The 23475-nt window shown below is 69.4% G+C and carries 19 protein-coding genes; 12 read left to right on the forward strand and 7 right to left on the reverse strand.

Going from position 1 to position 23475, the window contains the following annotated elements; translation table 11 throughout:
* The first annotated feature begins 177 nt into the window (after positions 1–177).
* The 4 genes from FJ658_RS07215 to FJ658_RS07230 all read left to right on the forward strand — a co-directional run bounded on the left by FJ658_RS07215 (position 178) and on the right by FJ658_RS07230 (position 7053).
* Positions 178–822 (forward strand): 50S ribosomal protein L25/general stress protein Ctc, encoded by a 645-nt coding sequence (locus FJ658_RS07215; RefSeq protein ID WP_141144682.1) that lies wholly within the window; start codon positions 178–180, stop codon positions 820–822.
* Between the two features lie 67 nt (positions 823–889).
* The gene (pth, locus tag FJ658_RS07220) at positions 890–1474 is read left to right on the forward strand and encodes an aminoacyl-tRNA hydrolase (RefSeq protein ID WP_141144683.1); all 585 of its coding nucleotides are present in this window, start codon (positions 890–892) and stop codon (positions 1472–1474) included.
* Positions 1475–2003: 529 nt separating this feature from the next.
* Positions 2004–5618, forward strand: coding sequence for a transcription-repair coupling factor (mfd, locus tag FJ658_RS07225; protein WP_141144684.1), 3615 nt, complete (start codon positions 2004–2006; stop codon positions 5616–5618).
* A 283-nt stretch (positions 5619–5901) separates the two neighbouring features.
* Entirely contained in the window at positions 5902–7053 is a 1152-nt protein-coding gene (locus tag FJ658_RS07230; RefSeq protein WP_141144685.1) for a DNA cytosine methyltransferase, read from the forward strand.
* On the opposite strand, the gene FJ658_RS07235 is transcribed toward FJ658_RS07230, so the two are convergent.
* Positions 7042–9213, reverse strand: coding sequence for an ATP-binding protein (locus FJ658_RS07235; RefSeq protein WP_141144686.1), 2172 nt, complete (start codon positions 9211–9213; stop codon positions 7042–7044). The genes FJ658_RS07230 and FJ658_RS07235 overlap by 12 nt on opposite strands.
* A 116-nt stretch (positions 9214–9329) precedes the next feature.
* On the opposite strand from FJ658_RS07235, the gene FJ658_RS07240 reads away from it, so the two are divergent.
* The 3 genes from FJ658_RS07240 to FJ658_RS07250 all read left to right on the forward strand — a co-directional run bounded on the left by FJ658_RS07240 (position 9330) and on the right by FJ658_RS07250 (position 13164).
* Complete coding sequence (locus tag FJ658_RS07240; protein ID WP_141144687.1) at positions 9330–9989, forward strand: DedA family protein; 660 nt, start codon at positions 9330–9332, stop codon at positions 9987–9989.
* A 20-nt stretch (positions 9990–10009) separates the two neighbouring features.
* Entirely contained in the window at positions 10010–11059 is a 1050-nt protein-coding gene (locus FJ658_RS07245; protein WP_141144688.1) for an MrcB family domain-containing protein, read from the forward strand.
* 194 nt (positions 11060–11253) lie between these two features.
* Entirely contained in the window at positions 11254–13164 is a 1911-nt protein-coding gene (locus tag FJ658_RS07250; protein ID WP_141144689.1) for an NINE protein, read from the forward strand.
* A 96-nt stretch (positions 13165–13260) separates the two neighbouring features.
* On the opposite strand, the gene FJ658_RS07255 is transcribed toward FJ658_RS07250, so the two are convergent.
* Positions 13261–14016 (reverse strand): SDR family NAD(P)-dependent oxidoreductase, encoded by a 756-nt coding sequence (locus FJ658_RS07255; RefSeq protein ID WP_141144690.1) that lies wholly within the window; start codon positions 14014–14016, stop codon positions 13261–13263.
* A 277-nt stretch (positions 14017–14293) separates the two neighbouring features.
* Here FJ658_RS07255 and FJ658_RS16090 point away from each other — a divergent pair, with 277 nt between their 5' ends.
* Positions 14294–14881, forward strand: a complete 588-nt coding sequence (locus tag FJ658_RS16090; RefSeq protein WP_181408362.1) for a TetR/AcrR family transcriptional regulator — start codon at positions 14294–14296, stop codon at positions 14879–14881.
* An 18-nt stretch (positions 14882–14899) separates the two neighbouring features.
* On the opposite strand, the gene FJ658_RS07265 is transcribed toward FJ658_RS16090, so the two are convergent.
* Positions 14900–15679, reverse strand: coding sequence for a CPBP family intramembrane glutamic endopeptidase (locus tag FJ658_RS07265; protein ID WP_181408363.1), 780 nt, complete (start codon positions 15677–15679; stop codon positions 14900–14902).
* A 148-nt stretch (positions 15680–15827) separates the two neighbouring features.
* Here FJ658_RS07265 and FJ658_RS07270 point away from each other — a divergent pair, with 148 nt between their 5' ends.
* Positions 15828–17312 (forward strand): MFS transporter, encoded by a 1485-nt coding sequence (locus tag FJ658_RS07270; protein WP_141144693.1) that lies wholly within the window; start codon positions 15828–15830, stop codon positions 17310–17312.
* Positions 17313–17326: 14 nt separating this feature from the next.
* Here FJ658_RS07270 and FJ658_RS07275 read toward each other — a convergent pair whose 3' ends face one another.
* Entirely contained in the window at positions 17327–17710 is a 384-nt protein-coding gene (locus tag FJ658_RS07275; RefSeq protein ID WP_141144694.1) for a RidA family protein, read from the reverse strand.
* A 113-nt stretch (positions 17711–17823) separates the two neighbouring features.
* Here FJ658_RS07275 and FJ658_RS07280 point away from each other — a divergent pair, with 113 nt between their 5' ends.
* Positions 17824–18516 carry a MazG family protein gene (locus FJ658_RS07280; protein WP_181408364.1) on the forward strand — a complete coding sequence of 231 codons (693 nt, stop codon included), beginning with the start codon at positions 17824–17826 and terminating at the stop codon, positions 18514–18516.
* A 419-nt stretch (positions 18517–18935) separates the two neighbouring features.
* Positions 18936–19583 (forward strand): TetR/AcrR family transcriptional regulator, encoded by a 648-nt coding sequence (locus FJ658_RS07285; RefSeq protein WP_141144696.1) that lies wholly within the window; start codon positions 18936–18938, stop codon positions 19581–19583.
* A gap of 66 nt (positions 19584–19649) precedes the next feature.
* Here the strand turns inward: FJ658_RS07285 and FJ658_RS07290 are convergent, their stop codons facing one another.
* The gene (locus FJ658_RS07290) at positions 19650–20558 is read right to left on the reverse strand and encodes an SDR family oxidoreductase (RefSeq protein ID WP_141144697.1); all 909 of its coding nucleotides are present in this window, start codon (positions 20556–20558) and stop codon (positions 19650–19652) included.
* Positions 20559–20659: 101 nt separating this feature from the next.
* On the opposite strand from FJ658_RS07290, the gene FJ658_RS07295 reads away from it, so the two are divergent.
* A complete protein-coding gene (locus FJ658_RS07295) occupies positions 20660–21220 on the forward strand; it encodes a TetR/AcrR family transcriptional regulator (RefSeq protein ID WP_141144698.1) in 561 nt (186 codons plus the stop codon).
* A 49-nt stretch (positions 21221–21269) separates the two neighbouring features.
* Here FJ658_RS07295 and FJ658_RS07300 read toward each other — a convergent pair whose 3' ends face one another.
* Both FJ658_RS07300 and FJ658_RS07305 read right to left on the reverse strand, forming a co-directional pair.
* Positions 21270–22328 carry an ABC transporter permease gene (locus FJ658_RS07300; RefSeq protein WP_141144699.1) on the reverse strand — a complete coding sequence of 353 codons (1059 nt, stop codon included), beginning with the start codon at positions 22326–22328 and terminating at the stop codon, positions 21270–21272.
* On the reverse strand, positions 22325–23434 hold the full coding sequence (locus FJ658_RS07305) for an ABC transporter ATP-binding protein (RefSeq protein WP_255447612.1): 1110 nt from the start codon (positions 23432–23434) through the stop codon (positions 22325–22327). Before FJ658_RS07305 ends, FJ658_RS07300 begins: the two co-directional genes overlap by 4 nt.
* Positions 23435–23475: the final 41 nt, after the last annotated feature.

Consider the following 23475-nt stretch of genomic DNA (forward strand, 5'->3'; position numbering starts at 1 on the left):
ACCCCGGTACACTTCTGCGAGACCTCGGCGAGGGATGCGCGCACCGCCCGCATCCGTGATCGACGCGGTGAGCAAGGCCCCGGGCGCGTCCCGCTGTGTTCTTCCTCACGCTGTCCTGCGTTCGAGTAGAAACCGCACACGAAGACGGGCGAGAGCCCGCGAAGGAGAACCTCAGCCATGGCTGCTGACGACAACAAGCTGGTCGCCGACGAGCGCACCGAGTTCGGCAAGGGTGCTGCCCGCCGCATCCGCGCGAACGACAAGATCCCCGCCGTGCTCTACGGCCACGGCACCGAGCCGCGCCACCTGACCCTGCCCGGTCACGAGACCATGCTCATCCTGCGCAAGGCCAACGCGATCCTCGACCTGCAGATCGCCGGCGAGAGCCAGCTGGCCCTGGTCAAGGACGTGCAGAAGGACCCGGTGCGCCAGATCATCGAGCACGTCGACCTCATCGTCGTGCGCCGCGGCGAGAAGGTCACCGTGGATGTGCCCGTGCACGTCGACGGCGAGTCGGCTCCCGGCACGATCATCGCGCTCGACGCCACGACCCTGTCGGTCGAGGTCGAGGCGACGCACATCCCCGAGAACCTGCACGTCAGCGCGGAGGGCCTCGAGGAGGGCACGCAGATCCTCGCGAAGGACGTCGTGCTCCCGTCGGGTGCCACCCTGCTGACCGACCCGGAGGCCCTGGTCGTCAACATCACCGTGCCGGCCGTCGTCGACCTGCCCGAGGAGGGCGAGGAGACCGAGGGTGACGAGGCCGCCGAGGGCGACGCCGCTGAGGGCGACGCCGAGGCCGAGTCGGGCGACAGCGAGTAAGACGGATGCTCCGCCCGGGCTCCGGCCCGGGCGCATCCTCTGCTCTGTTCTCTCGAACTGACACCGCATGAGTGACGCGTGGCTCGTGGTCGGGCTCGGCAACCCCGGGCCCGCCTACGCGGCCACGCGTCACAATGTGGGTCAGATGGCGGTCGACGAGCTCGCCGATCGCCTCGGCGCGAAGTTCTCGCGCCACAAGACCAACAGCGTGGTCGCCGAGGGCTGGATCCACCCCGGCGCCGCCAAGCTCATCGTGGCCAAGCCGCTGAGCTTCATGAACAACTCGGGCGGGCCGGTCTCGCAGCTGGCGAAGTTCTACTCGCTGCCCGCCGAGCGCGTCGTCGTGCTGCACGACGAGCTCGATCTGCCGTTCGACACCGTGCGCCTCAAGCAGGGCGGCGGTCACGGCGGACACAACGGCCTGCGCGACATCATCAGCGCTCTCGGAACCCCCGAGTTCCTGCGCGTGCGCCTCGGCATCGGCCGCCCGCCGGGTCGGCAGGACTCGGCCGACTTCGTGCTCAAGCCCTTCGCGTCGACCGAACGCGCTGCTCTGCCGTCGCTGCTCACTGACGCCGTGGATGCCACGGAGCAGCTGGTCGACGACGGCCTCCTCGCCGCGCAGCAGCGCTGGCACGCGCCGCGCGCCTGATCGGCGCCTGAAGCGCGGCTCCGGCTGTCGCCGGCGCTTCCGTCGGCCCGCCTGCCTGCCCGCCTGCCCGTCGGCCCGCCCGTTGGCCCGTCGGCCCGCCCGCGTGCCTGCCGAGCCTTGGCTCACGCCGGTTGCTCGACGCCGCGCGTGCGCTTCAGCTGCGTGATCGCCCGCCCCTCGTGACCCAACTCAGCAGGGATTCGCCGACGCGTCCGACGCCGGCCATCCCGTGCGATCCATGCTGAGTTGCGTCATGCCCGATCACGGGGCTGCCTATGCAATTCAGCACGGATCGCGTCGTTCGGCCCGCGTCGGTCGCGGTGCGTCGTTCGTGCTGAATTGCGTGCACTGAGCTCCGCGGCACCGAGCGCAGGGAGGGTGAAAGTCGACTGGCAACCCTTGCTCGGCGCGGGCACCGCACAGGTGCCTCGCTCGCGCGGCGTGGGCACCGCGTCGGCGCCACGGCGGCACGGCTGCACCCCTGACACGACGCACGCGCGTGTCAGGGGTGGCACCTAAGCTTGAGCGAGTGGGTCTGCACGGTGTGATTCCGGCGCTTCAACGCGCCCGCGGTTCGGCATACCCGGAGTCGGATGCCGATCTGTCGCTGGTCGACGGGCTCCGCGCTCCGGTGCTCGGGGGCATCCTCGACAAGCTGGCAGCCGAGGCCGCTGAGGCCGGCGGCGGCACGTCCGGCAGCAACACCGGCCGCGCCCTCCTCGCCGTCACCGCCACGAGCCGCGAGTCCGAGCAGCTGCGCGCCGCCCTCGCGAGCTACCTGCCCGACGCCGAGATCCTCCCGTTCCCCGCGTGGGAAACGCTGCCGCACGAGCGCCTCAGCCCGAGCGCCGAGACCGTCGGCATCCGGCTCAACTCGCTGCGTCGCATCCACCGCTGGGATCGCGCGAACCACCTGATCCTGGTCGCGAGCGTGCGCGCCGCGCTGCAGCCGCTCGCGCCCGGCCTCGACGTGCTCGAGCCGATCGTGCTCGAGCCCGGCGCCCGCGGCTTCGAGCTGAGCCGCCTGGCGACGCAGCTCGTCGAGCTGGCCTACAGCCGTGTCGACATGGTCACCCGCCGCGGCGAGTTCGCGGTGCGCGGCGGCATCCTCGACGTGTTCCCGCCCGACGCCGACCACCCGCTGCGCGCCGAGTTCTTCGGTGACGAGGTGGATGCGCTGCGCCTGTTCTCCGTCGCCGACCAGCGTTCGCTGCCGGGCGACGTCGCCCGCGTCGAGCTCGGCGCCGGCCGCGAGCTGCTGCTGACCGATGACGTGCGGCAGCGGGCGCGCGAGCTGGAGCACGAGTTCCCGACGCTGGCGCCGATCCTGTCGAAGCTGGGGGAGGGCATCCCGGCCGAGGGCATGGAGGCGCTCGCACCCGTGCTGCTGCCGAAGCTCGTGCCGCTCACCGACTACCTGCCGGCCGACGCGACCGTCGCGGTGCTGTCGCCCGAGCGCATCGCGAGCCGCGCGAAGGACCTGCGCGAGACCGACAAGGAGTTCCTCGACGCCGCCTGGAACGCCGCGACCGCCGGCGCTGAGGCGCCGATCGACCTGGGCCGCGCGTTCCGCGACGACCTGGCGTCGGGCAGCTTCCTCACCGTCGCCGGGCTGCGGGATGCCGCGGGCCCGCACCGCACCTGGCTCACCGTGAGCCCCTTCGATGCAAACGACGACGAGGTCGTGCGCATCGCCGCGGATGCCGTGCCGAGCTTCGCGGGCCAGGCCACCGGTGCCGTCGAGCACGTCGCCGCCCTGCTGCGCGACGGCTGGCGCGTCGTGATCGTCGCGGGCGGGCAGGGCCTGCTCGAGCGCGCCGCGGATGTGCTGGGCGAGGCGGGCGCGGCCGCGCGCATCCTGGATGCCGTCGATCCCGACGCCGAGGCGGGCGTCGCCCAGCTGGTGCGCGGCTCGGTCGAGGCGGGGTTCCAGCTGTCCGACGCGAAGTTCGCGGTGATCGGCGAGGCCGAGTTCTACGGGCGCGCGGTCGGAATCGACTCGGGGCGTCCGCGCAAGCTGGCGACGCGCCGCAAGGCCGTCGTCGACCCGCTGCAGCTGAAGCCGGGCGACTACGTCGTGCACGAGACGCACGGCATCGGCCGCTTCGTCGAGCTGATCCAGCGCGAGGTCGCGAGCGGCGTGCGCACGCCGCGCGGGCCGCTCGGCACGAGCGTCACGAACGCGAAGGTGAAGCGCGAGTACCTCGTGATCGAGTACGCGCCGTCGAAGCGCGGGCATCCCGGCGACCGCCTCAGCGTGCCCACCGATCAGCTCGACCAGCTGACCCGCTACGTCGGCGGCGAGGCGCCGGCGCTGAGCAAGATGGGCGGCTCCGACTGGGCCGCCGCCAAGGGCAAGGCGCGCAGGGCGGTGCGCGACATCGCCGTCGAGCTGGTGAAGCTCTACAGCGCCCGCATGGCATCCAAGGGCTTCGCCTTCGGCCCCGACACCCCGTGGCAGCACGAGCTGGAGGAGGCGTTCCCCTACATGGAGACGCCCGACCAGCTGAACGTGATCGACGAGGTCAAGGCCGACATGCGCCGCGAGATCCCGATGGACCGCCTCATCTCGGGCGACGTCGGCTACGGCAAGACCGAGATCGCCATCCGCGCGGCGTTCAAGGCGGTGCAGGACGGCAAGCAGGTCGCGATGCTCGTGCCGACGACGCTGCTGGTGCGTCAGCACATGGAGACCTTCGCCGAGCGCTTCGCCGGCTTCCCGGTGCATCTGCGGGCGCTCAGCCGCTTCCAGACCGAGAAGGAGACGAAGGAGACCATCGACGGTCTGCTCACCGGCGAGGTGGATGTCGTGATCGGCACCCATCGCATCCTCGGTGAGAGCGTGAAGTTCAAAGACCTCGGGCTCGTCATCATCGACGAGGAGCAGCGCTTCGGCGTCGAGCACAAGGATGCGCTCAAGAAGCTCAAGACGAACGTCGACATCCTCGCCATGAGCGCGACGCCCATCCCGCGCACCCTCGAGATGGCGGTCACCGGCATCCGCGAGATGTCGACCCTGGCGACCCCGCCGGAGGACCGACACCCGATCCTCACCTACGTCGGCGCCTACAGCGACCGGCAGGTGGCGGCGGCGATCCGCCGCGAGATGCTGCGCGAGGGCCAGGTCTTCTACGTGCACAACCGGGTGAAGTCGATCACCGGCCAGGCGGCGAAGATCGCCGAGCTGGTGCCCGAGGCGCGCATCGGCGTCGCGCACGGGCAGATGAGCGAGAGCCAGCTCGAGCAGGTGATCGTCGACTTCTGGGAGCGCAAGTACGACGTGCTCGTCACGACGACGATCATCGAGACCGGCATCGACATCGCCAACGCGAACACCCTGATCATCGACAAGGCCGACAAGTACGGCCTGTCGCAGCTGCACCAGATCCGCGGGCGCGTGGGTCGCGGACGCGAGCGCGCCTACGCCTACTTCCTCTACGACGAGACAAAGCCGCTGAGCGAGACCGCGCAGGACCGCCTCGAGACGATCGCGGCGAACAACGAGCTCGGCGGCGGCATGCAGATCGCCCTGAAGGACCTCGAGATGCGCGGTGCCGGCAACCTGCTCGGCGGCGAGCAGTCGGGTCACATCGCGGGCGTCGGCTTCGACCTGTACCTGCGCATGATCGGCGAGGCCGTGTCGACGTTCCGCGGCGACGTGGCCGAGGGCCAGACCGAGCTGCGCCTCGAGCTGCCGGTGGATGCGCACATCCCCGAGACCTACGTCGAGAGCGAGCGCCTGCGCCTCGAGGCCTACCAGAAGCTGTCGACCGCCTCGGCGCCGGCCTCACCCGACGACGCGCTCGACACCGTCGTCGAGGAGCTCACCGACCGCTACGGCGAGCTGCCGCCGGTCGTGCAGACCCTCGTCGCCGTCTCGCGCCTGCGGCGCACCGCCCAGAAGGCCGGACTCTCGGACGTCGTCGCCATGGGCGGCAATCTGCGCGTCGCCCCCGCCTCGCTGCCGGACTCGCTGCAGGTGCGCCTCCAGCGCATGTACCCGGGCTCGCGCATCTTCGCCGCCCAGCAGGCGCTCTCGGTGCCCATGCCCCCCGAGGCCGTCGATGCGGAGCTCGTGTCGTGGGTCGGAACGCTGCTCGGGGCGATCTTCCCGCCGAAGGACGGTGATGTCACATCGCCATGAGCGTGGGTAGTAGGCGGCCGAAGCTGCGGCATTCCCAGGCGGACGACCGCGGTGCGCAGGCGTACTGGGCCAAGCGAGTTCTAAGGCGAAGCAGGTCCATGGATCGAGGACGCGTCCTTCTCCGGACGACGCGTGCCGTTCTGATTTGAGACGACCGGATCGCCGGGTGCCCGAACGCGCGCGTTGCACCTGCCAACTGACAGATCATCGATAACAATAGGAACAAGATGACTCGACCTTTTCGGTCACCTGTGTCTCGTGAGTACAGACGGAGCCCGGAACAATGACTAACCGATCTCGCGCACCCTGGCGCGTAGCCGAATTCTTCGCGGGGATTGGGTTGGCGGGAACCGGGCTGAGGGCGGCCGGCCTAGAGGTCACGTGGTCGAACGATATCGCCAAGGCAAAGCACGACTTGTTTCGACGTTTGAACGGGAAAATTCGAGGTCATCGGTATATCGTCGGCGATCTGGGAAAGCTTTCCTCGTCAGATCTCCCCTATGATTCGGATCTGGCATGGGCGTCTTTCCCGTGCACTGACCTCTCGATTGCAGGCACGAGAGCTGGCTTGCATAAAGGAGCAGCGAGTTCGACCTTTTGGCATTTCATCAAGGCCCTAAGTGCGCTCGGCGATAGTCGGCCGAGACTGATCGCGCTGGAAAATGTTACCGCGTTCGCAACTAGTCATTCGGGACGCGACATTGCGAGTGCAATCCGGTCGCTCAACGGGCTGGGCTACTCTGTTGACATACTGAGTATTGACGCGCGGCACTTTTTGCCGCAGTCCCGACCCCGTCTTTTCCTCGTAGGAGTTTCCGGTGCCGTCCTCGATGACGGGAAAGCTGGCTCGATCAGGCCAAAGTGGCTAGACCCAATTTATGCAGACCCGAGCCTGAGAACTCACCGGATGGGGCTGCCTGAGCTGCCGCCACTACGCACTACTGGCCTGGCGGAAATCTTGGAACAGGTCGGCGATGGCGATGATCGCTGGTGGGCTCGAGAGCGTGTCGCTGTCTTTATCGAATCGCTCTCGCGTGCCCAGCGAGCGAGGTTCGACGCTCTTCTGGCTGGTACGAGCTATTCTTACCGCACCGCCTACCGTCGGATGCGCGACGGGGTTCCGCGCTGGGAAGTTCGGTCGGATGAAGTAGCCGGCTGCCTTCGTACGTCCAGCGGGGGATCATCGAAGCAGGCGGTCGTAGAGGTTGGGCACGGAACATGCCGCGTGAGGTGGATGACACCAATGGAGTACGCATCTCTGATGGGCGCACCCTCGGCCTCGCTTAGTGGAATAAGCGACCATCATGCCTATTCGGGTTTCGGCGACGCAGTATGCGCCCCCGTAGTGGAGTGGTTGGCGCGGAACTATCTTGTGCCTGTGTTGGAGTCGGCTGCCGACGACTCTCCACAAGACACGTGGGCATTAGCCGGCTGAGCCGCCATCTTCGCCGGCCTTCTTGAGACTAGCGATTTGCTCCTCGAGCTCTGCTATTCGGAGGTCTGAAGGGGCCGGGGCCAGGTAGCGGGTAACGTAGTCCGAAATCTCGTCAGCCACACCCGTTTTCCACATTTCGACGATATCGGGATCGAAATAGTCGCTCGGCGCTGTTCCTGCCTGCTTCATGGCGTTTGATAGGGGATACACCGCGGCCCGAAACTCGGTTACTAGTTCGGTGCCAGATATTTCGCGACCTAGGTTCAGGTGTCGAACCATGGGATTTAGGATTCCGTCCACGAGATAGTTGTGGAGTTCGGGCGTCAGATCGATCGTATCGTCAGGGAGAAGGAGCTGGGCCTCTCCGCGGCCATTGGTGAGCCATTTAGGGATAGAAGAGTATTCGAGGTTGAGCTTCAAGTACTCGCTTACCGAGCGCGTCGCCCAACCCGCACCACCTTCAAAGAGGCAATATTGACTCGCGAGGAAGTTCTTGCTCGTAAGGTAGAAAATAAGGGTGTTGTCGTCCGTGATGTTACGTTTTACCACTTCATTGAGTGCTCGATCGTCCAACAGGACTTCGGTCGCGCCCAGTCTCGAAGTGAAGAAGATCTCCTCCGGGCGCGCACCGTGCGAACGCAAGAGTTCGTCGATGAATACCGCGAAGGGCGCGTCGGCTCGAGAGTGGGAGATGAATAGCCGGAAGGACTGTTTGGGTTTTACCTCGCCTTGAATCTTGTTCGTGATGACCATGTGGAGCTCGTCGCGCGAGCTCTGGGGAATTTCGGCGTGGCTATCTAGGTCGGCGCGAAGTTGTTGAGTGAAGGCTTGCTTGCCTGCGCTGTCGCGGCGCTCCTTCTCGGCCTTAGATAGAGAAGTGATCGTGCTCGCGAGTTCCATCCGATCCTCGATCAGACCGCGGACAAGCGGGCGAACCAGGGCACGAAGCAGTGTCACTCGGTTGTCGGTTTCGTCGAAGTCCTGCCGATTCGAAGTTGCTATGTCGCGCAGGTTATCGTCGTCGAGAATGTCGAAAGTGATCTCTCCCTCGATGTAGTTTGCGTAGGTTCCCGTCAATCCGAGCTGCGACAATAGCCTGTCGCTGGCGAGCTTTCCTCGAACGTAGACCCGAATCTGGGCTGGGTTATAGTATCGGTTCTTTGTGAAGCGCTCGTCATTATTTTTCGCAGCTTCGTTGTCGATTGTCGCGTGAACCCCAATCCATCCGGTCAGCCGGTACGGAATTCCGGCGTAGGTCGAGGCGTCTCGGTCGACTACATCGTCGATCTCATCCCATGCTTCGTCGTGTTCTGGATTCAAAGAGATGGGTCGTCGAGTGGGGTGGTGCTGGTAGATTTTGCTCGTTAGACCTGGGGCGGGAACTTCCAGCGGCTCGAGCGTTGACTCCAGGTCGACCGGTTTGAACGTCGGGTCAGGAAAGGACTCGATGATGCTTGCAAGGTTCCCGAAAGCAACGCTCTTCTGAACTTGAGTGAAATCTAATGGAGCTGCACCGCTAGAGGTGACGACTCGAAGCATGATCCGCGGGTTTGCGCTCTCGGGTAGTAGGAATTGATTGGCAAGGCGGGTGTCGAGTGCGCTTAGCGCTTGTGTCCCGAACCCGTTGAGATCAACTCCAAGAATGACGAGCCGCGTTCCGGTCTCGATCGAGTCCCATAGCTGGAGGTTGTCGGTGATCGGAACTTCCGCAACCGCCAACAGTTTCGGATGATCGTCCTCTTGCACCACGCCGTCGCGGGCATCAAGTTCCCAATTGGAGGTGCCCTCCACGTGTTTGGTTGACAGGAAGAAATGCGGCGATAGGAAGAGCGCGGCGAGCTTGCCGATGCCTTTTCTCCCCTTCGGCCGGTCGTCCGTGAGGTCACTGGGGTTCGGATCTCGCCGCTTGTTGTGTCCAACCTTGACGTAGGTACTGATGTCTGTGCGTGACATTCCGCTGCCGTCGTCGATCACCTCAACGGTGGCGTTCTTCTTGTCGCGCGCATCGATGTGCACGTGGACGGTCGTTGCTCCCGCATCGAGACCGTTTGCTACGAGTTCGGATAGAGCGCTCCAGGGGTTCGAGTAGAGCCCTCGACCGAGCAGCTGCAGAGCGAGCCAACTGAAGGTGAATTCTTCGTTGTCGTTAGCTGGCTCCACGTACCTCTACCTATCCACTCGTTTGTCGAGCGAACCCCGACTATCCGAAAGCTACACGTGGTGAGCAAGGATCTGGGCGAGGCAAGGCTCACCTCACCCGCACTACCCTTGACCCCATGGCCCACGAGCTCGCGAATCTGCTCAGCGACGTGGGGCCGATCGTGTTCTACCTCGTCGTGTGGGGGCTCGTGTTCGCGGGCACGGCGCTGTTCGTGGGCGTGTTCATCCCGTTCATCACGGGGGATTCGCTGCTGTTCGGCGCCGGCATCCTCACGGGAACCCACGACGACTTGTCGATCTGGATCCTCGCCCCCGGCGTCGGCATCGCCGCCGTGCTCGGCGACCAGGTCGGCTTCTGGCTCGGACGCCGCCTCGGCCGCCCGTACCTGACCAAACGCAACGGACGATGGGTGCAAGCGGGCATCCGTCGCGCCGAACGCTTCTATGAGCTTTTCGGCTGGTGGTCGGTCGTCATCAGCCGCTATATCCCCTGGGGCCGCGTGTTCATCCCGCCGATCGCCGGCATCAGCGGCATGAAGTACTGGCGCTTCGTCACCGCCAACATCGTCGGCGCCCTCAGCTGGGGCGTGCTGATCACCGTCATCGGCTACTTCGCCGCCGTCAATCCGAGCGTGCGTCCGATCGCTTACGTCGTCGCCGGCGTCGTCATCACCATCTCGGTCGCCGCGGGTGCGCGCGCGTGGATTCTCGACCGTCGCGCGCGCCGCAGCGCAGAGGCAGTTGTGGCCACGTCGGGGGCTTCCCGCGAAAGCTGAAGTTCTATTGGCTGCTCTTGATGGCTCTCTACGACTTCATTACTGCTGTCGCTGCGACCTACGAGCGTCGCCTAGATAGCGACGGCCATCGAATACTCGCGACGGCGCCAGACACGCTCGATCCGCTGCTGCCTGCCGGATACATCGTGCGCTCGGGCGGCGGGAAGGGAAGAGCGACACTCACACCTTGGTTTGCGGTGCTCGATCCAGATGAAACATCGACACCTCAAGACGGCATGTACGTCGTCTACATCTTCTCCGCGGACTTGCGTCAGGTCACTCTGCTCCTCGGACAAGGAGCCACGCGTCTGAGCGACGACAGGGGTTGGTCAGTGGCACGAGAACGGCTTCTTTCGGATGCATCAACCCTCCGCGGCGCGCTCGGTTCTGCGGTTGATGACCTTCAGGACTCGTTCGAGCTCGGCGACAGAGGCAAACGAGCCCTCTCCTACATGGCCGGCGGCATCGTGTCGAAGACGTACGAGGTCGGAGCGCTTCCCGACGATTCGGTGCTCGAACGCGATCTAGCGCGATTCATGAGCCTCTATGTCCGGGCTCGCATCGAGCGGTCCAACCACGCGCAGCTCGATCCCGGATCAATTGTTTTGCCAGCGCGCCCACTCGTTCCAAGCGAACTCGCGTTCGCCCCGAAGTCGGACGAGGACTATCTGGTGAGCATCCGTGGGGTAGAAGCAGTAGCACGGAGCCGGCGTCACGAGACGATAGTCCGAGAATTGGGCGAGATTCTTGAGGCGCGGGGCCACGAGGCCGGGACGAACGTCCACCCGATCGATCTTGAGGTCCTCGCGTTGGAACGCAGATGGATGATTGAGGTCAAAGTCGTCCGCAATGGTGACGCGCGAGCCGCTGTTCGGGAGGCGATCGGTCAGCTGTTCGAGTACCGCTACTTCCTCCGCAGAGACCAGCCGGTGACGTTGACTGCTGCGTTCTCGGAGCCCGTGGGCGACGCGTACGTCCAGCTACTTCAGGAGCTCGGTATCGAAGCGATCTGGAAGAGCCGCCCTCGGTGGGAGGGCACCCCAGACGCCCGTTTCAACCTGCTGGCCTGACGCCGCCCACGGCGCGACACGCGTCGGTAAACTTCCCTCAGTCGTGCTCGGCGCCACGTGAGCACGACGATCGCGGCACGCAGCATCCCGTCGCGGATCGACCGAGCACCACCGCCGGTCGCGCCCCCCAGCCCAGCCCAGCACCGCCAGCCCAGCACCGCCCGCCCAGCCCGCCCCACGCCAGGAGATCCCGCATGGAACGCCGCCGCTTCGAGATGCCCGCGCGCATCTCGGGCTGGCGACTCGGCGAGAAGCTCGGCGAGGGCTCGTTCGGCTACGTCGCCAAGGCCAGCCGCCTGCGCGTCGACGGCACCCGCCTCGAGGTCGCGCTCAAGGTCATGAAGCGCGACCCCGACTCGCCGCTCGACCTGGCGCACGAGTTCACGATCCTCAAGCGCATCGACAGCCCCTACGCGGTCAAGCTCATCGACAGTGGCATCGAAGAGAACGACGACGGCTCGGCGCTGCTCTGGCTGGCGACCGAGCTCATCCGCGGCGGCGACCTGCGCGACGAGGTGCGCAAGCACGGACCCCTCGGCCGCGAGGAGTGGTGGCAGCTCGCCAACGACCTGCTCTCGGCCCTCGACGCGACCCACCGCGCCGGCACCGTGCACCTCGACGTCAAGCCCGCCAACGTGATGCGCCAAGACGGACGCTCGGTGCTCGTCGACTTCGGCATCGCCTCGTTCGTCGCCATCTCCGACCCCGGGGATGCCGGCGGCGGCACCCCCGGATACTGCTCGCCCGAGCAGGTCGACGGCCGCATCGACGGCGCCGACCTGCACTTCGCCGCCGACCTGTTCAGCGCCGCCGCGACGCTCGTGTTCGCCGGCATCGGACGTCCGCCGTGGAAGGTTCCCGCCGGCGACGCCCGCAAGCTCGGCGCCGCCCTGCACCGCGTGCTCACGACCGAGCCGCCCTACCTGCTCGGGCTCGATCAGCAGCAGATCCAGCTCATCACCCCGATGCTCGCCGTCGAGCCGTCGAAGCGACCCACCGCCGCGCAGGCCCTCGACTTCGTGAAGCACCAGCGCAGCGCCCACCGCGAGAACAGCTTCGGCACCGCCGCGACCAACCTGTCGGGGCATCCCCAGTTCCCCGAGCAGCCGCTGCACCAGGTGCCCGCGGCAGGATCCTCGCCCTACCTCGCCCCGCCGGTCACGCAGTACGGCGCCACCTCGGCGACCGGGCAGCTGCCGCCGACGCATTACACGGGCACCGGGCTCCCGGGTACGGGGATGCCGGGCACGGCGATGCCGGGCACGGCGATGCCGGCGGCCGGTGGACCTGCCACGAACATGCCGGCGACCGGGATGCCGGGCTCCGGCCCGTCAGTCGGCGGCGGCACGCAATACACGGGTGCGCCGTCCGGCCCCGCGCCCTCCGGACCCCTGCCGTTCGCGACGGGCCCTTTCGGCGCCGGCCAGTCGCCGCAGATCGTCGGGGGATCGGCCCTCGGCGGGTCGATGCCGGGGGCTCCCGTCGCGCAGCCGAACCCGGCGACGCATCCCTCGTTCCCGCCGAGCACGCATCCCTCGCAGCCTTCGCATCCGTCGTCGCAGCCGTCGGGGCCGCCTTCGGGTGCGACGCACTACGGGGCTCCGCAGAACTTCGCTCCGCAGGGCTTCTCCGGTCCGTCGCAGGGCGGCTGGGGCGCGAACGGAGCGACCGGAGCGAGCGGCTCGAACCACGGCGCCACCGGCCCCGGAGCACCCGGCGGTCCGGCGACCTACAGCGACTCCGGCATCCACGGCGCGCCCGACGCGACCCTGCACCGGCTGCGCCCGCAGGCCGCGCCCGGCGAGGGGCCCAACTTCTTCACCGCCTGGCTGCTGTCGTGGCTGCTCGGCATCTTCGGCATCGACCGCTTCTACCTGGGCCGACCGTTCAGCGGAGCCCTCAAATTGCTCACGCTCGGCGGCCTCGGAATCTGGGCCGTGCTCGACGTCATCCTGCTCTCGCGTGACGTGCTCAGCGACGGCAAGGGCCGCCGGATGGTCGCGCCCGAGGCGGGCCGCGGCGCGCTGCGCGCGATCCCGGTGATCTCGGCGATCCTCTGGCTGCTGTTCATCCCGCTGTTCATCCTCACGACGATCAACCCCTGAATCGGCGACCGGCAGGCGAACGGGCCGGACAGACCAACGGCCCGACGCCGCAGCGCCGAGCCGTTGTGCTGTGGGTCAATGCCCAGTGTCACCGCGTCAGTGCGCCGCGTACCCGCCGTCGACCAGGTGGTAGCTGCCCGTGATGAACGAAGCGGCGTCCGAAGCGAGGAACGCGACGAGCGACGCGACCTCCTCCGGCTGGCCGAGGCGGCCGAGGGCGTGCTGGTCGGCGAGCGCCTTCTGGGCCTCGGGGGTGAGGTTCGCATCCACCAGCGGGGTGTGGATGAAGCCCGGGCCGACGGCGTTGACGCGCACCTTCGCCGCGCCGTACTCGAGGGCGGCGTTCTTGGTGAGTCCGACGACGCCGTGCTTGGTGGTGACGTAGGCGCCCGACATCGGGATGCCGACCGACCCGAGCACCGAGGCCATGTTGATGATCGAGCCGCCGCCGTTCTTGACGAGCTCGGGGATCTGGAAGCGCAGGCCGTAGAACACGGCGTTGAGGTTGACCTCGATGACCTTCTGCCACGAGTCGATCGGGTACTCGCCGATCGGGGCGGCGGCGCCGCCGATGCCGGCGTTGTTGACGGCGAAGCCCAGCGGGGCGAGCGCGGCGGCCGCGGCGACCGACTTCTCGGCGACCTCGGGGTCGGAGATGTCGCCGACGAACGCGGCGGCGGTTCCACCGGCCTCGGTGATCTCGGCCACGACCTTCTCGGCCGACTCGGCGCGCAGGTCGGCGACGAGCACGGCGGCGCCGCTCGCGGCGAGGGTGTGCGCGACGGCGCGGCCGATGCCGGAGCCGGCTCCGGTGACGAGGGCGGAGCGTCCGGAGACGTCGTACTGGGCCATGATGTGTTCCTTCTCTGACGGGATGTTCGATGCCCGCGTCAGAGGGTCGGATGGCCGCGGAGGCGCTGGGCGGTGCGGGCGGCGAGGGTTCGCCGCCAACCGGTTATCTTACGCCTGTTGCATGCCTTGCTTATGCATTCGCATGGATGCGCGGGGCCCGGTGACCGGATGCGCGGCGCCGACCGTGCGCGTTTCGCCGACGACGCGTCTCGCCACGCCGCCCCCAAAACGGCCGGATGTGTCGTCACGTCCCTGCCGTGGCGGTACCTTTCCCCTGATGGACGCACGTCAACGCCGCAGCCGCGCCGCACTCCGCGCCGCTGTGCTCCAGCTCGCCGCCGAAACCCCGATCGCCGAGGTCACGGCGACCGACATCGCCGCGGCCGCCGGCGTGCACCGCACGACCTTCTACCAGCACGCCGCCTCGCCGGTCGAGCTGCTGCTCGACGCCCTCGGCGCGGAGATCGACGAGGCCCGCCAGCGCACCCTCGGCGACCACCCCGAGTCGAGCGCCGCCGACGCCATCGACGCCGTCTCGCGCGCCGTGCTCGAGCACATCGATCACCACGCCGCCGTCTACCGTCGCGGGCTCGGCCCGGCGAGCGGCGGCGGCAGCCTGCACCGGATGCTCGGCGACCACTTCCTCACCAGCATCCGCCTGCTGCGCGAGCAGGGCCGCGTCGGCGACGCACCGGTCCCCGCCGGCGCCGACCACGACTACATCCAGGCCTCGTCGGATCGCCACCACGCCGACGGCGCCGCCGGCGCGATCGCCGTCTGGCTCGACCTGCCCGAGCCGCGGAGCATCGACACCTTCCTGCAGGTGCTCGACGTCATCCAGCCCCCGTGGTGGCCGCGGGCGTGAACCGGAGCTGACCGGAGTTCAGCGCGCGCGCCAGGCGCCGCCGATCGCGATCGGCAGCAGCACCATCGACCTCAGGTCGAACAGCGCGTGCACGACGATCGGCACCCAGATCATGCCGGTCACGGCATACAGGCCGAAGAACACGAGTCCGAGCACGGTCGCCATGACCGCGCCGCGCCAGCCCTGGTAGGCGTGGAGGGCGCCGAACAGCACGATCGCGATCCCGGCGGCGAGCAGGGCGGCGGGGCCGTCGCTCGACCCGGCCAGCGCATCCACGAGCACGGCGAAGAGCAGCGTCGGCACGGCGAGCCGGAACAGCAGCTCCTCCATCACGCCCGCGTTGATCGACATCCCGGCGCCCCAGCCGAGCTCGCGGCGGTTGCGCGGCAGCAGCGCCTGCACGTCGCCGATCGCCGGGATCTCGTCGACCTTGCCGCGCAGCAGCACGGCCGGCAGCAGAAGTCCCGCGAGGAACGCGACGCTGAGGCCGATGCCCAGACCCGCACCGAGCCCGCCGTCGAGGCGCGGCAGCAGCAGCGACACCGGGGGAGCGGCGCGCAGCGCGTCGAGCATCCGCCCCACCTCCGACCCGACCGCGAGCAGGATGAGCGCCGTCAGGCCCGCGAACACGCCGAATCCCTCGAGCAGCCAGCGGCGGTAGACCTTCTGCCGCGCCTCGGTCGAGTGCAGGCGGCGGAAGCGCGCGTACTCCTGCCGGTCCTTGAGCACCCCGCGCCACACGAGCACGGCGACCACGAGCAGCAGCAGCGCGAGCCGGGCGGCGGCGAGAGCATCCATCGGGTCCATCCTGCCGGGCTGCGAGGGCTCGTGCCTGAGTGCGGCTCGACGCGCGGGATGCCGGCGGCGGGGAATGCCTGTCGGCGGTGCGGGCTTCACTTGAGGTGATGACTGGATGCGCCACCCCGCCCGCGAACGGACCCCGCCGATGAGCCGCGGGGTGTCGAGCGGCCGCGCGGGCACCGCCTCCGCCGGCGTCGGCCTGCGCTCGGAGCGCGGCCCGATCCTGCTCTCGCTCATGGTGTCGACGGGCCTGATCGCGATCGACTCGACGATCCTGGCGACGGCGGTGCCGACGATCACGCACGAGCTCGGCGGCTTCGCGCAGTTCCCGTGGCTGTTCTCGATCTACCTGCTCGCGCAGGCGGTCGCCGTGCCCGTCTACTCGAAGCTCGCCGATACCTTCGGCCGCAAGCCGGTCATGCTCGCCGGCATCGCGCTGTTCCTGCTCGGCTCGATCCTCTGCGGTCTGGCCTGGAGCATGCCCGCGCTGATCGCGTTCCGCGCCGTGCAGGGGCTTGGCGCCGGCGCGATCCAGCCGATGTCGATGACGATCGCGGGCGACATCTACACGCTCGCCGAGCGCGCCAAGACGCAGGGCTACATGGCCAGCGTCTGGGCGATCTCGTCGGTCGTCGGCCCGGCGCTCGGCGGCGTGTTCGCCCAGCTCGACGCCTGGCGCTGGATCTTCTTCGTCAACGTGCCGCTCTGCCTTCTCGCCGGCGCGCTGCTGCTGCGCAACTTCCACGAGAAGGTCGAGAAGCGGCAGCATCGCATCGACTACCTCGGGGCGGCGCTGCTGACGGGCGCGCTCGCGCTGCTCATCCTGGGCGTGCTCGAGGGCGGGCAGGCCTGGGCCTGGGCGTCGCTGCCCAGCATCCTCGTCTTCGGTTTCGGAGCCCTGCTGCTCGCCGCCGCGCTCGTCGTCGAGTCGCGCGCCGCCGAGCCGATCCTGCCGCTCCGGATGCTCGGCCGCCGACTGCTCGTCACGACCAACCTGATCTCGCTCACGCTCGGCGCCGTCGTGCTCGGCCTCACCTCGTATGTGCCGACCTATCTCGAGGGCGCGATCGGCACCCCGCCGCTGCTGGCCGGTGCGGCGCTCGCCGCGCTGACGCTCGGCTGGCCGATCGCCGCGACGCTGTCGGGCCGGCTCTACCTGCGCTTCGGCTTCAAGCGCACCGTGCTGATCGGCATGATCGGGATGCTCGCGGGAACCCTGGTGCTGATGCTCACGGCCGCGACACCGAGCGTGGCGATGGTCGCCGTCGCGGCGTTCATCACCGGCCTCGGCTGCGGACTCATCGCCACGCCGTCGCTGCTCGCGGCTCAGGCGACCGCGACCTGGGGCGAGCGCGGCGTCGTCACCGGGCTGAACATGTTCGCCCGCAGTGTGGGCAGCGCCGTCGGCGTGGCCGTGTTCGGCGCGATCGCGAACGGCATCATCCAGACGGATGCGGCGGGCGACCAGACGCCGTCGTCGGTCATCGCCGGGTCGCAGGCCGTGTTCGTGGCGGTCGTCGTGGTCGCGCTGCTCACCCTCGCCGCGGCGATCGCGATGCCGCGCACGCCCGTCGCCCAGCGCGAGGCGCCCACGGCGCCGTCCGGCGACGACGTGCAGCAGCCCGCCTGAGCCGGGGCGAACCGCTAGGCGCGGATGCGCGCCGTGACCTCGATCTCGATGAGCATCTCGGGCTCCATGAGCGGCACCTGCATCATCGTCGCGGCCGGGCGCACCTCGCCGAAGACCTCGCGCAGGGCGGGCCAGCACTCCGAGAAGCGCGACCCGTCGGTCAGCAGATAGTGCACGCGCACGACGTCGGCGAACGAGGCGCCCGCCTCGGTCAGCGCCGCCCCGATGTTGCGCAGCACCTGCGCGGTCTGCTCGCCCAGGTCGCTCGAGATCTCGCCGGTCGCGTAGTCGTAGCCGGTGGTGCCCGACACGAACACCCAGTCGCCGTCGACGACGGCGCGCGAGTATCCGATCTGCGCCTCGAACTCGGAGCCGCTGGAGATGAGTCGTCGTGTCATGCGCTCATCGTGGCAGGTGGGTGCCGCATCCACTGACCACCCGACGGGCGCCACGTCGCCGCCGACCGTGCCGCAACGGCGCCGGCGGCGCACGGCGCGGCAGGATGGGGGGCATGTCGGATCTCGTGGCGGCCGTGGCCGCGCATCCCCGTCTCGACGAGCTCATCGCGGTGCTCGAGCGGCTCCGCGCGCCGGGCGGATGCGCCTGGGACCGCGACCAGACGCACGCGAGCCTGGTGCAGTACCTGGTCGAGGAGAGCGCCGAGCTGGTCGAGGCGATCGAGTCGGGCGACGACGCCGAGATGGTGGAGGAGCTGGGGGATGTGCTCTACCAGGTGGTCTTCCACGCCGACATCGCGGCCGAGGAGGGCCGCTTCACGATCGAGGACGTCGCCGCGCACATGACCGCCAAGATGGTCGGCCGGCACCCGCACGTGTTCGGCGACGGCGAGGTCGTGGCCGACACGGCCGACGCGGTCGCGTCGAACTGGGACGCCTGGAAGGCGCAGGAGAAGCCGCAGCGCACGAGCGTGCTCGACGGCGTTCCGGATGCGATGCCCTCGCTCGCGCTGACGACGAAGCTGCTCGGGCGCGCCGACAAGGTCGGGCACGTCATCGAGGTGCCCGCCGCGCTCGCCGCCGACGCGCCCGCCGACGAGGAGGAGCTCGGCCGCCGGCTGCTCGAGCTCGTCGCGGTGGCACGGGGGAGCGGACTGGATGCCGAGCGCGCCCTGCGTGGGGCGATCCGCGGGCTGAAGGACGACATCCGGGCGGCGGAGGCGGCGCGAGCGACCGAGGCCGGCTGAGCCGGACCGCGGAGCCCGGACCAGGCGGCAGAGCGCGGCTGAGTCGGCGCCGCGCGAGCGGCGGGACGGCCCGCCAGCGCGAAGCATGGCGGACCCCGCCTCGCAGCACGGCAGCACCCCCGGTGCCGCCGCTCACACAGGCCGGGTGCCCACCCGAAAAGGGAACCCGGCAACGCTGCGACGCAGACGCGCGTGCCCTCGACGACTCGCGCGGCCCCGCGGACGCGCCCCTGCGCGTTCCGCGGTGGTCGTGTGCTCCCGGCGCGGCGTTGGGGAGATGGCCCGGGCCGAAGGACCGGTCCGGGCTCCACCGCGAGGGCGCGCACGACCGCGCTCAGTGTATTCGCATAACGAACGTAATCAAAACGCTCGTGCAAGTAATAGGCTGTCAATCGTCTGAGCACGCGAGGGAGACGCCGATGCCGAGACGACCCGACCCGACCCGCAAACAGGAGCTGCTGCAGCAGATCATCGAGCATCTGCTCGGCAGCTCCCTCTCGGGCATGACCTTCCGCACGCTCGCGGACGCCCTGGGAGTCAGCACCTACTCGCTCGTGTACCACTTCGGCACCCGCGCCGAGCTGCTGCACGAGATCGTGCGCGCCATCACGGGGCGCCAGCAAGAGCTGCTGGATGCGCATCCGCCGGCCACCGCCTCGCTCGAGAGCTATCTGCAGGGCTTCGCCTCGTACTGGCAGCAGTCGCAGAGCGAGCGCAACCGCCAGCTGCGCCGTCTGGAGATCGAGGCCGCGATGATCGAGGCGCTCGAACCCGAGTCGATGGACATCGTGCGCACGGCCAATGCCTCGTATCGCGCCGCCGCCGTGGCCTCGCTGCAGGGGCTCGGCCTCACCGACCACGACGCCGAGCAGGAGGCGGGCGTCATGATGGCGATCGTCTACGGCATGCAGGTGGATGCGGTGATGACCGGCGAGACGGAGCGCGTGAATCGGAACTTCGTCGCGGCGCTCGATCAGTTCCGGCAGCGGATCGAGGTGCACCGCCGTGTGCGCGGTATCCCGCCGGAGCGCGGCGCCGGCGCCTCGCGCGCCGCTGCGGCCCGCTAGGGCCTCGCGCACGCAGGAAGGGCCGGTCGCGCGACGCGACCGGCCCTTCCTGTGCTGCCCCGCTGCTCAGTCGGTCGGGCTGCCGTCGGTGTAGGCGCCCGCCGCGATGTCCTCGAGCAGGGTCGGATTCGTCGGCGTCCAGTCGAAGCGCTCGCGCGTCACGGCGCTCGACGCGGGGATGTCGAGGCGCCAGAACATGCCGATCCAGCCGAAGTGCTCCAGCGCGTCGTCGGCCGCGACCGACTGGGTCGGGATGCCGAGCGCCACGCCGATGGCCTCGGCGATCTCGCGCGTCGCGATGCCCTCCTCGGCGACGGCGTGCACGGCCGTCCCCGCGGGAGCCGACGCCAGAGCCTTCGTGACCAGCGCGCCCGCGTCGCGACGATGCACGGCCGACCAGCGGCTCGATCCGTCGCCGACGTAGCCGGCGACGCCGTTGCGGCGTGCTGCGGCCACGATCTGCGGGATGAAGCCGTGCTCGCCGCCCGCGCCGTGCACGGTGGGGGCGAAGCGCAGCGCGATCGCGTGCAGTCCGTGCTCGACGCGGTCGAAGGCGAAGCGCTCGGCGCCGCCGCGGGGCGACTCGGGCCCGCTGGCGGGGTTCACGTCGGTCTCGACGACCATCGTGCCCGGCTGGAACGCGGCGCCCGAGGCGAAGACGAACGGCTTGCCGGTGCCCTCGAGTGCCGCGGCGAAGGTCTCGACGGCGGCGCGCTCGGCGCGGTTCGACTCGGCCATGTTCGACCAGTCGTGCTTGTTGGCCAGGTGGATGACCGCCTCCGCGTCGTGGGCGGCGGCGCTCAGGGCGCCGGGGTCGTCGAGCGAGCCCTCGCGCGGCGTGACGCCGGCGGCGCGCAGGCGCTCGGCCGAGTCGGCGGAGCGGGCGAGTCCGGTGACCTCGTGGCCCGCCGCGAGCAGCTCGGGCACGACGGCCGATCCGATCCAGCCGGATGCTCCGGTGACGAAGACCTTCATGATGTGCTCCTTCATCCCCGCCTCAGCGAGGGTTGATGTCAGGGTGTGACATCACGGTAGCACTGTCGATGTCAGAGTGTGACATCACGTAGGATTCCCCCATGGGCCGATGGGAACCGGGCGGACGCGAGCGACTGCAGCTCGCCGCCCTCGACCTGTTCCTCGAGAACGGCTTCGAGCAGACGACGGTCGCCGACATCGCCCTCCGCGCCGAGCTGACCGAGCGCACGTTCTACCGCCACTTCGCCGACAAGCGCGAGGTGATCTTCGGCGGGCAGGAGGTGCTCGTCGACGCCTTCACCGGCGCGATCGCCGCCGCGCCCGACGGAGCCTCGGCCCGCGACCTCGCCGAGGCCGGCGTCGCCGGCGCCGAGCAGTTCTTCGACGAGGAGCGCCGCCCCTGGTCGCGCCGCCGCCAGATCGTGATCGACGCCGACCCCGCCCTGCGCGAGCGCGAGTCGCTCAAGATGAACACGCTCGCTGAGGCGGTCGCCGTCGCCCTGCGCGAGCGCGGCATCGGCGACCCGGTCGCCGAGCTGGCGGCGGATGCGGCGATCTCGGTGTTCCGCATGGCCTTCGCCCGCTGGGTCGCGCCCGACGAGACCCGGTCGCTCGGCGACATCCAGCGCGAGCTCTTCGCCGCGCAGCGCGCGCTCGCCTGAGCGGCGGCCCGCGCCGCGATTCGGCTCGCGCCGCAATACGGCTCGTGCCTCAGGCGATCCGCGACCCCGCCGCGAGCCGGTGGGCGGGCGCCCGCGTCGCCCGCACGGCGCCGAACAGCGCCAGCGCCGCGAGGCCGAGGTGGATCGCGAGCCCGACGAACCAGCTCGGCACGGTCGAGTCGATCACCTCGCGCCCCGAGGGGTAGCGGTCGGAGGTGTAGTTGCAGGGGTCCTGCTGCTCGATCGGCTCCGGCGCCTTCTGCAGCTGGCGCACCGTGAGCTTGAGGAAGCCGAACAGGTCGTTCGGGTCGTCGCCGCTGCCGTAGCGCGTGGGCACCGCATCCGCCATCACGACGTAGGGGTTGGCGGCGAGCATCCACCAGACGTAGTCGGGGCGCGCCCGCGTGCTCGTCGTGGTCGTGTCGTCGACGACGCACTCCGAGTTGCCGGTGCTGTCGTCGTAGATGTAGCTCGCGCCGCGGTACTCGTACTTCTCCTGCGCGACGAGCGTGCCGAGGCCGAAGGAGATGAGGGTGCCGAGGCTGAGCATCGCGACGACCAGGTAGGTGATCGCGACCGAGAACAGCGGGCGCCGCACGAGGCCGCTGAGGCCGGTGCCGATCGCCGCGATCACGCCGAGCTCGATCGCGAGCACGAGCAGCGAGACGGCGACCATGCCCGGAGTCGTGCCGCCGATCGCCAGGCTGAGGATGAGCAGTGGCGCCGTGATCACCAGGAAGGCGAGCGTGCTGATCCACGAGGCGAGGAACTTGCCGATGACCAGCTGCGTCGTGCTGACGAGCGTGACCTGGGTCGTCGCGAGCGTGCCCGCCTCGCGGTCGCCGTTGATCGCGTTGCCGCTCAGCGCCGGCGCGACGAGCGTGCCGAGCAGCAGCACGAAGTAGACGATCGTCGAGAACACCGCGTTGCCGACGGGATCGGAGCGGTAGCCGTCGGTGAGCCCGCCGACGCCCCAGAGCACGATCAGCGTCACGACCAGGGCGAGCAGGCCGAAGACGCCGAGCAGCACCCACCAGGCGACGCCGCGGATGCGCTGCCGCAGCTCGAGGCCGGCGATCACCCGCACGCCGGTGACGAAGGGGATCATGCGGGGCCTCCGCCCGAGCTCAGGTCGAGGAAGGTGTGCTCGAGCTCGCCGACGGCGGGCGCGAATGCTGAGATCGCGATGCCCTCGCCGACGAGGCGGGTGAGCAGCTCGGCGGCGCGCGCCTCGCCCGCGACGGGCACGAGGATGCCGCCGGCGTCGGCTTCGATGCGCTCCCACGGGATCCCCGCGCGGAACAGCGCCTCGCGCAGGCGGTCGCTGTCACGCGCGAGGTCGGCCGTGCGGATGCGCCACGCGCGCTCGGAGACGCGGGTCGCGGCGATGCGGGCGGCGTCGGCCGTGACGCCGCGCTCGAGGTAGACGGCGGTGTCGGCCATCTCGTCGAGCTCGGCGAGCACGTGGCTCGACACCAGCACGGCGCGGCCCTCGTCGGCGAGGCGGCGCACGGTGCGGCGCAGCGCGACGCGTGCGGCCGGGTCGAGGCCGGATGCGGGCTCGTCGAGCAGCAGCACGGCCGGGTCGTGCACCAGGGCGCGGGCGAGGCTCAGACGCTGCTTCTGGCCGCGCGAGAGCACGCGGCTCGGGCGGTCCGCGAGCTCGCCGAGGTCGACGAGGTGGATGAGCTCGGCGGCGCGGTGGGCGGCCTGCAGCTTGTGCAGCCCGTACAGGCGGCCGGTCTGCGTCAGGGCCGTGCGCGCCGACAGGGTCGCCCAGGATCCGAGCTGGTCGGGCATCCACCCCAGCAGGCGGCGCACGGCGGCGGGGTCCGCAACCGGGTCGTGGCCGGCGATGCGGATGCTGCCGCGGTCCGGGGCGAGCAGCGAGGCCAGCATGAGCATGAGCGTCGTCTTGCCCGAGCCGTTCGGCCCGATCAGGCCCGTGACGCGGCCCATCGGCGCGACCATCGAGGCGTCGACGACGGCGTGCACCGAGCCGAACGCGCGGCCCACGTGTTCGACGACGATGCCGGGCTCGCCGGGCTCGCCGGGGGAGAGGGGGAGAGGCGGGGTCGCGGCGGCCGCGGCAGGGCCCACGCCAGCGACGGCAGCGACGGGGACGCCGGGGCCGGGCGCGGGTGCTCCCGGTGCGGGGGTGCTCGACGCGGGCTGCTGCGGCGGCACCCAGCCGCGCTCATAGGGACTCGACATCGATTCCCCCTTCGGCTCGGCGCCAATCTATCCGGGACCGG

It is taken from the genome of Schumannella sp. 10F1B-5-1, assembly GCF_006517535.1.
In the GTDB taxonomy this organism is placed as follows: Bacteria; Actinomycetota; Actinomycetes; order Actinomycetales; family Microbacteriaceae; genus Schumannella.

Excerpts from the sequence above, each read along its gene's own strand:
- FJ658_RS07215 (WP_141144682.1), top strand. The coding sequence starts at position 178 with ATGGCTGCTGACGACAACAAGCTGGTCGCCGACGAGCGCACCGAGTTC.
- FJ658_RS07290 (WP_141144697.1), bottom strand. The coding sequence starts at position 20,558 with ATGAAGGTCTTCGTCACCGGAGCATCCGGCTGGATCGGATCGGCCGTC.
- FJ658_RS16090 (WP_181408362.1), top strand. The coding sequence starts at position 14,294 with ATGGACGCACGTCAACGCCGCAGCCGCGCCGCACTCCGCGCCGCTGTG.
- FJ658_RS07240 (WP_141144687.1), top strand. The coding sequence starts at position 9,330 with ATGGCCCACGAGCTCGCGAATCTGCTCAGCGACGTGGGGCCGATCGTG.
- FJ658_RS07265 (WP_181408363.1), bottom strand. The coding sequence starts at position 15,679 with ATGGATGCTCTCGCCGCCGCCCGGCTCGCGCTGCTGCTGCTCGTGGTC.
- FJ658_RS07230 (WP_141144685.1), top strand. The coding sequence starts at position 5,902 with ATGACTAACCGATCTCGCGCACCCTGGCGCGTAGCCGAATTCTTCGCG.
- FJ658_RS07245 (WP_141144688.1), top strand. The coding sequence starts at position 10,010 with ATGGCTCTCTACGACTTCATTACTGCTGTCGCTGCGACCTACGAGCGT.
- FJ658_RS07280 (WP_181408364.1), top strand. The coding sequence starts at position 17,824 with ATGTCGGATCTCGTGGCGGCCGTGGCCGCGCATCCCCGTCTCGACGAG.
- FJ658_RS07275 (WP_141144694.1), bottom strand. The coding sequence starts at position 17,710 with ATGACACGACGACTCATCTCCAGCGGCTCCGAGTTCGAGGCGCAGATC.
- FJ658_RS07255 (WP_141144690.1), bottom strand. The coding sequence starts at position 14,016 with ATGGCCCAGTACGACGTCTCCGGACGCTCCGCCCTCGTCACCGGAGCC.
- FJ658_RS07270 (WP_141144693.1), top strand. The coding sequence starts at position 15,828 with ATGAGCCGCGGGGTGTCGAGCGGCCGCGCGGGCACCGCCTCCGCCGGC.
- FJ658_RS07300 (WP_141144699.1), bottom strand. The coding sequence starts at position 22,328 with ATGATCCCCTTCGTCACCGGCGTGCGGGTGATCGCCGGCCTCGAGCTG.
- pth (WP_141144683.1), top strand. The coding sequence starts at position 890 with ATGAGTGACGCGTGGCTCGTGGTCGGGCTCGGCAACCCCGGGCCCGCC.
- FJ658_RS07305 (WP_255447612.1), bottom strand. The coding sequence starts at position 23,434 with ATGTCGAGTCCCTATGAGCGCGGCTGGGTGCCGCCGCAGCAGCCCGCG.
- FJ658_RS07295 (WP_141144698.1), top strand. The coding sequence starts at position 20,660 with ATGGGCCGATGGGAACCGGGCGGACGCGAGCGACTGCAGCTCGCCGCC.
- FJ658_RS07285 (WP_141144696.1), top strand. The coding sequence starts at position 18,936 with ATGCCGAGACGACCCGACCCGACCCGCAAACAGGAGCTGCTGCAGCAG.
- FJ658_RS07250 (WP_141144689.1), top strand. The coding sequence starts at position 11,254 with ATGGAACGCCGCCGCTTCGAGATGCCCGCGCGCATCTCGGGCTGGCGA.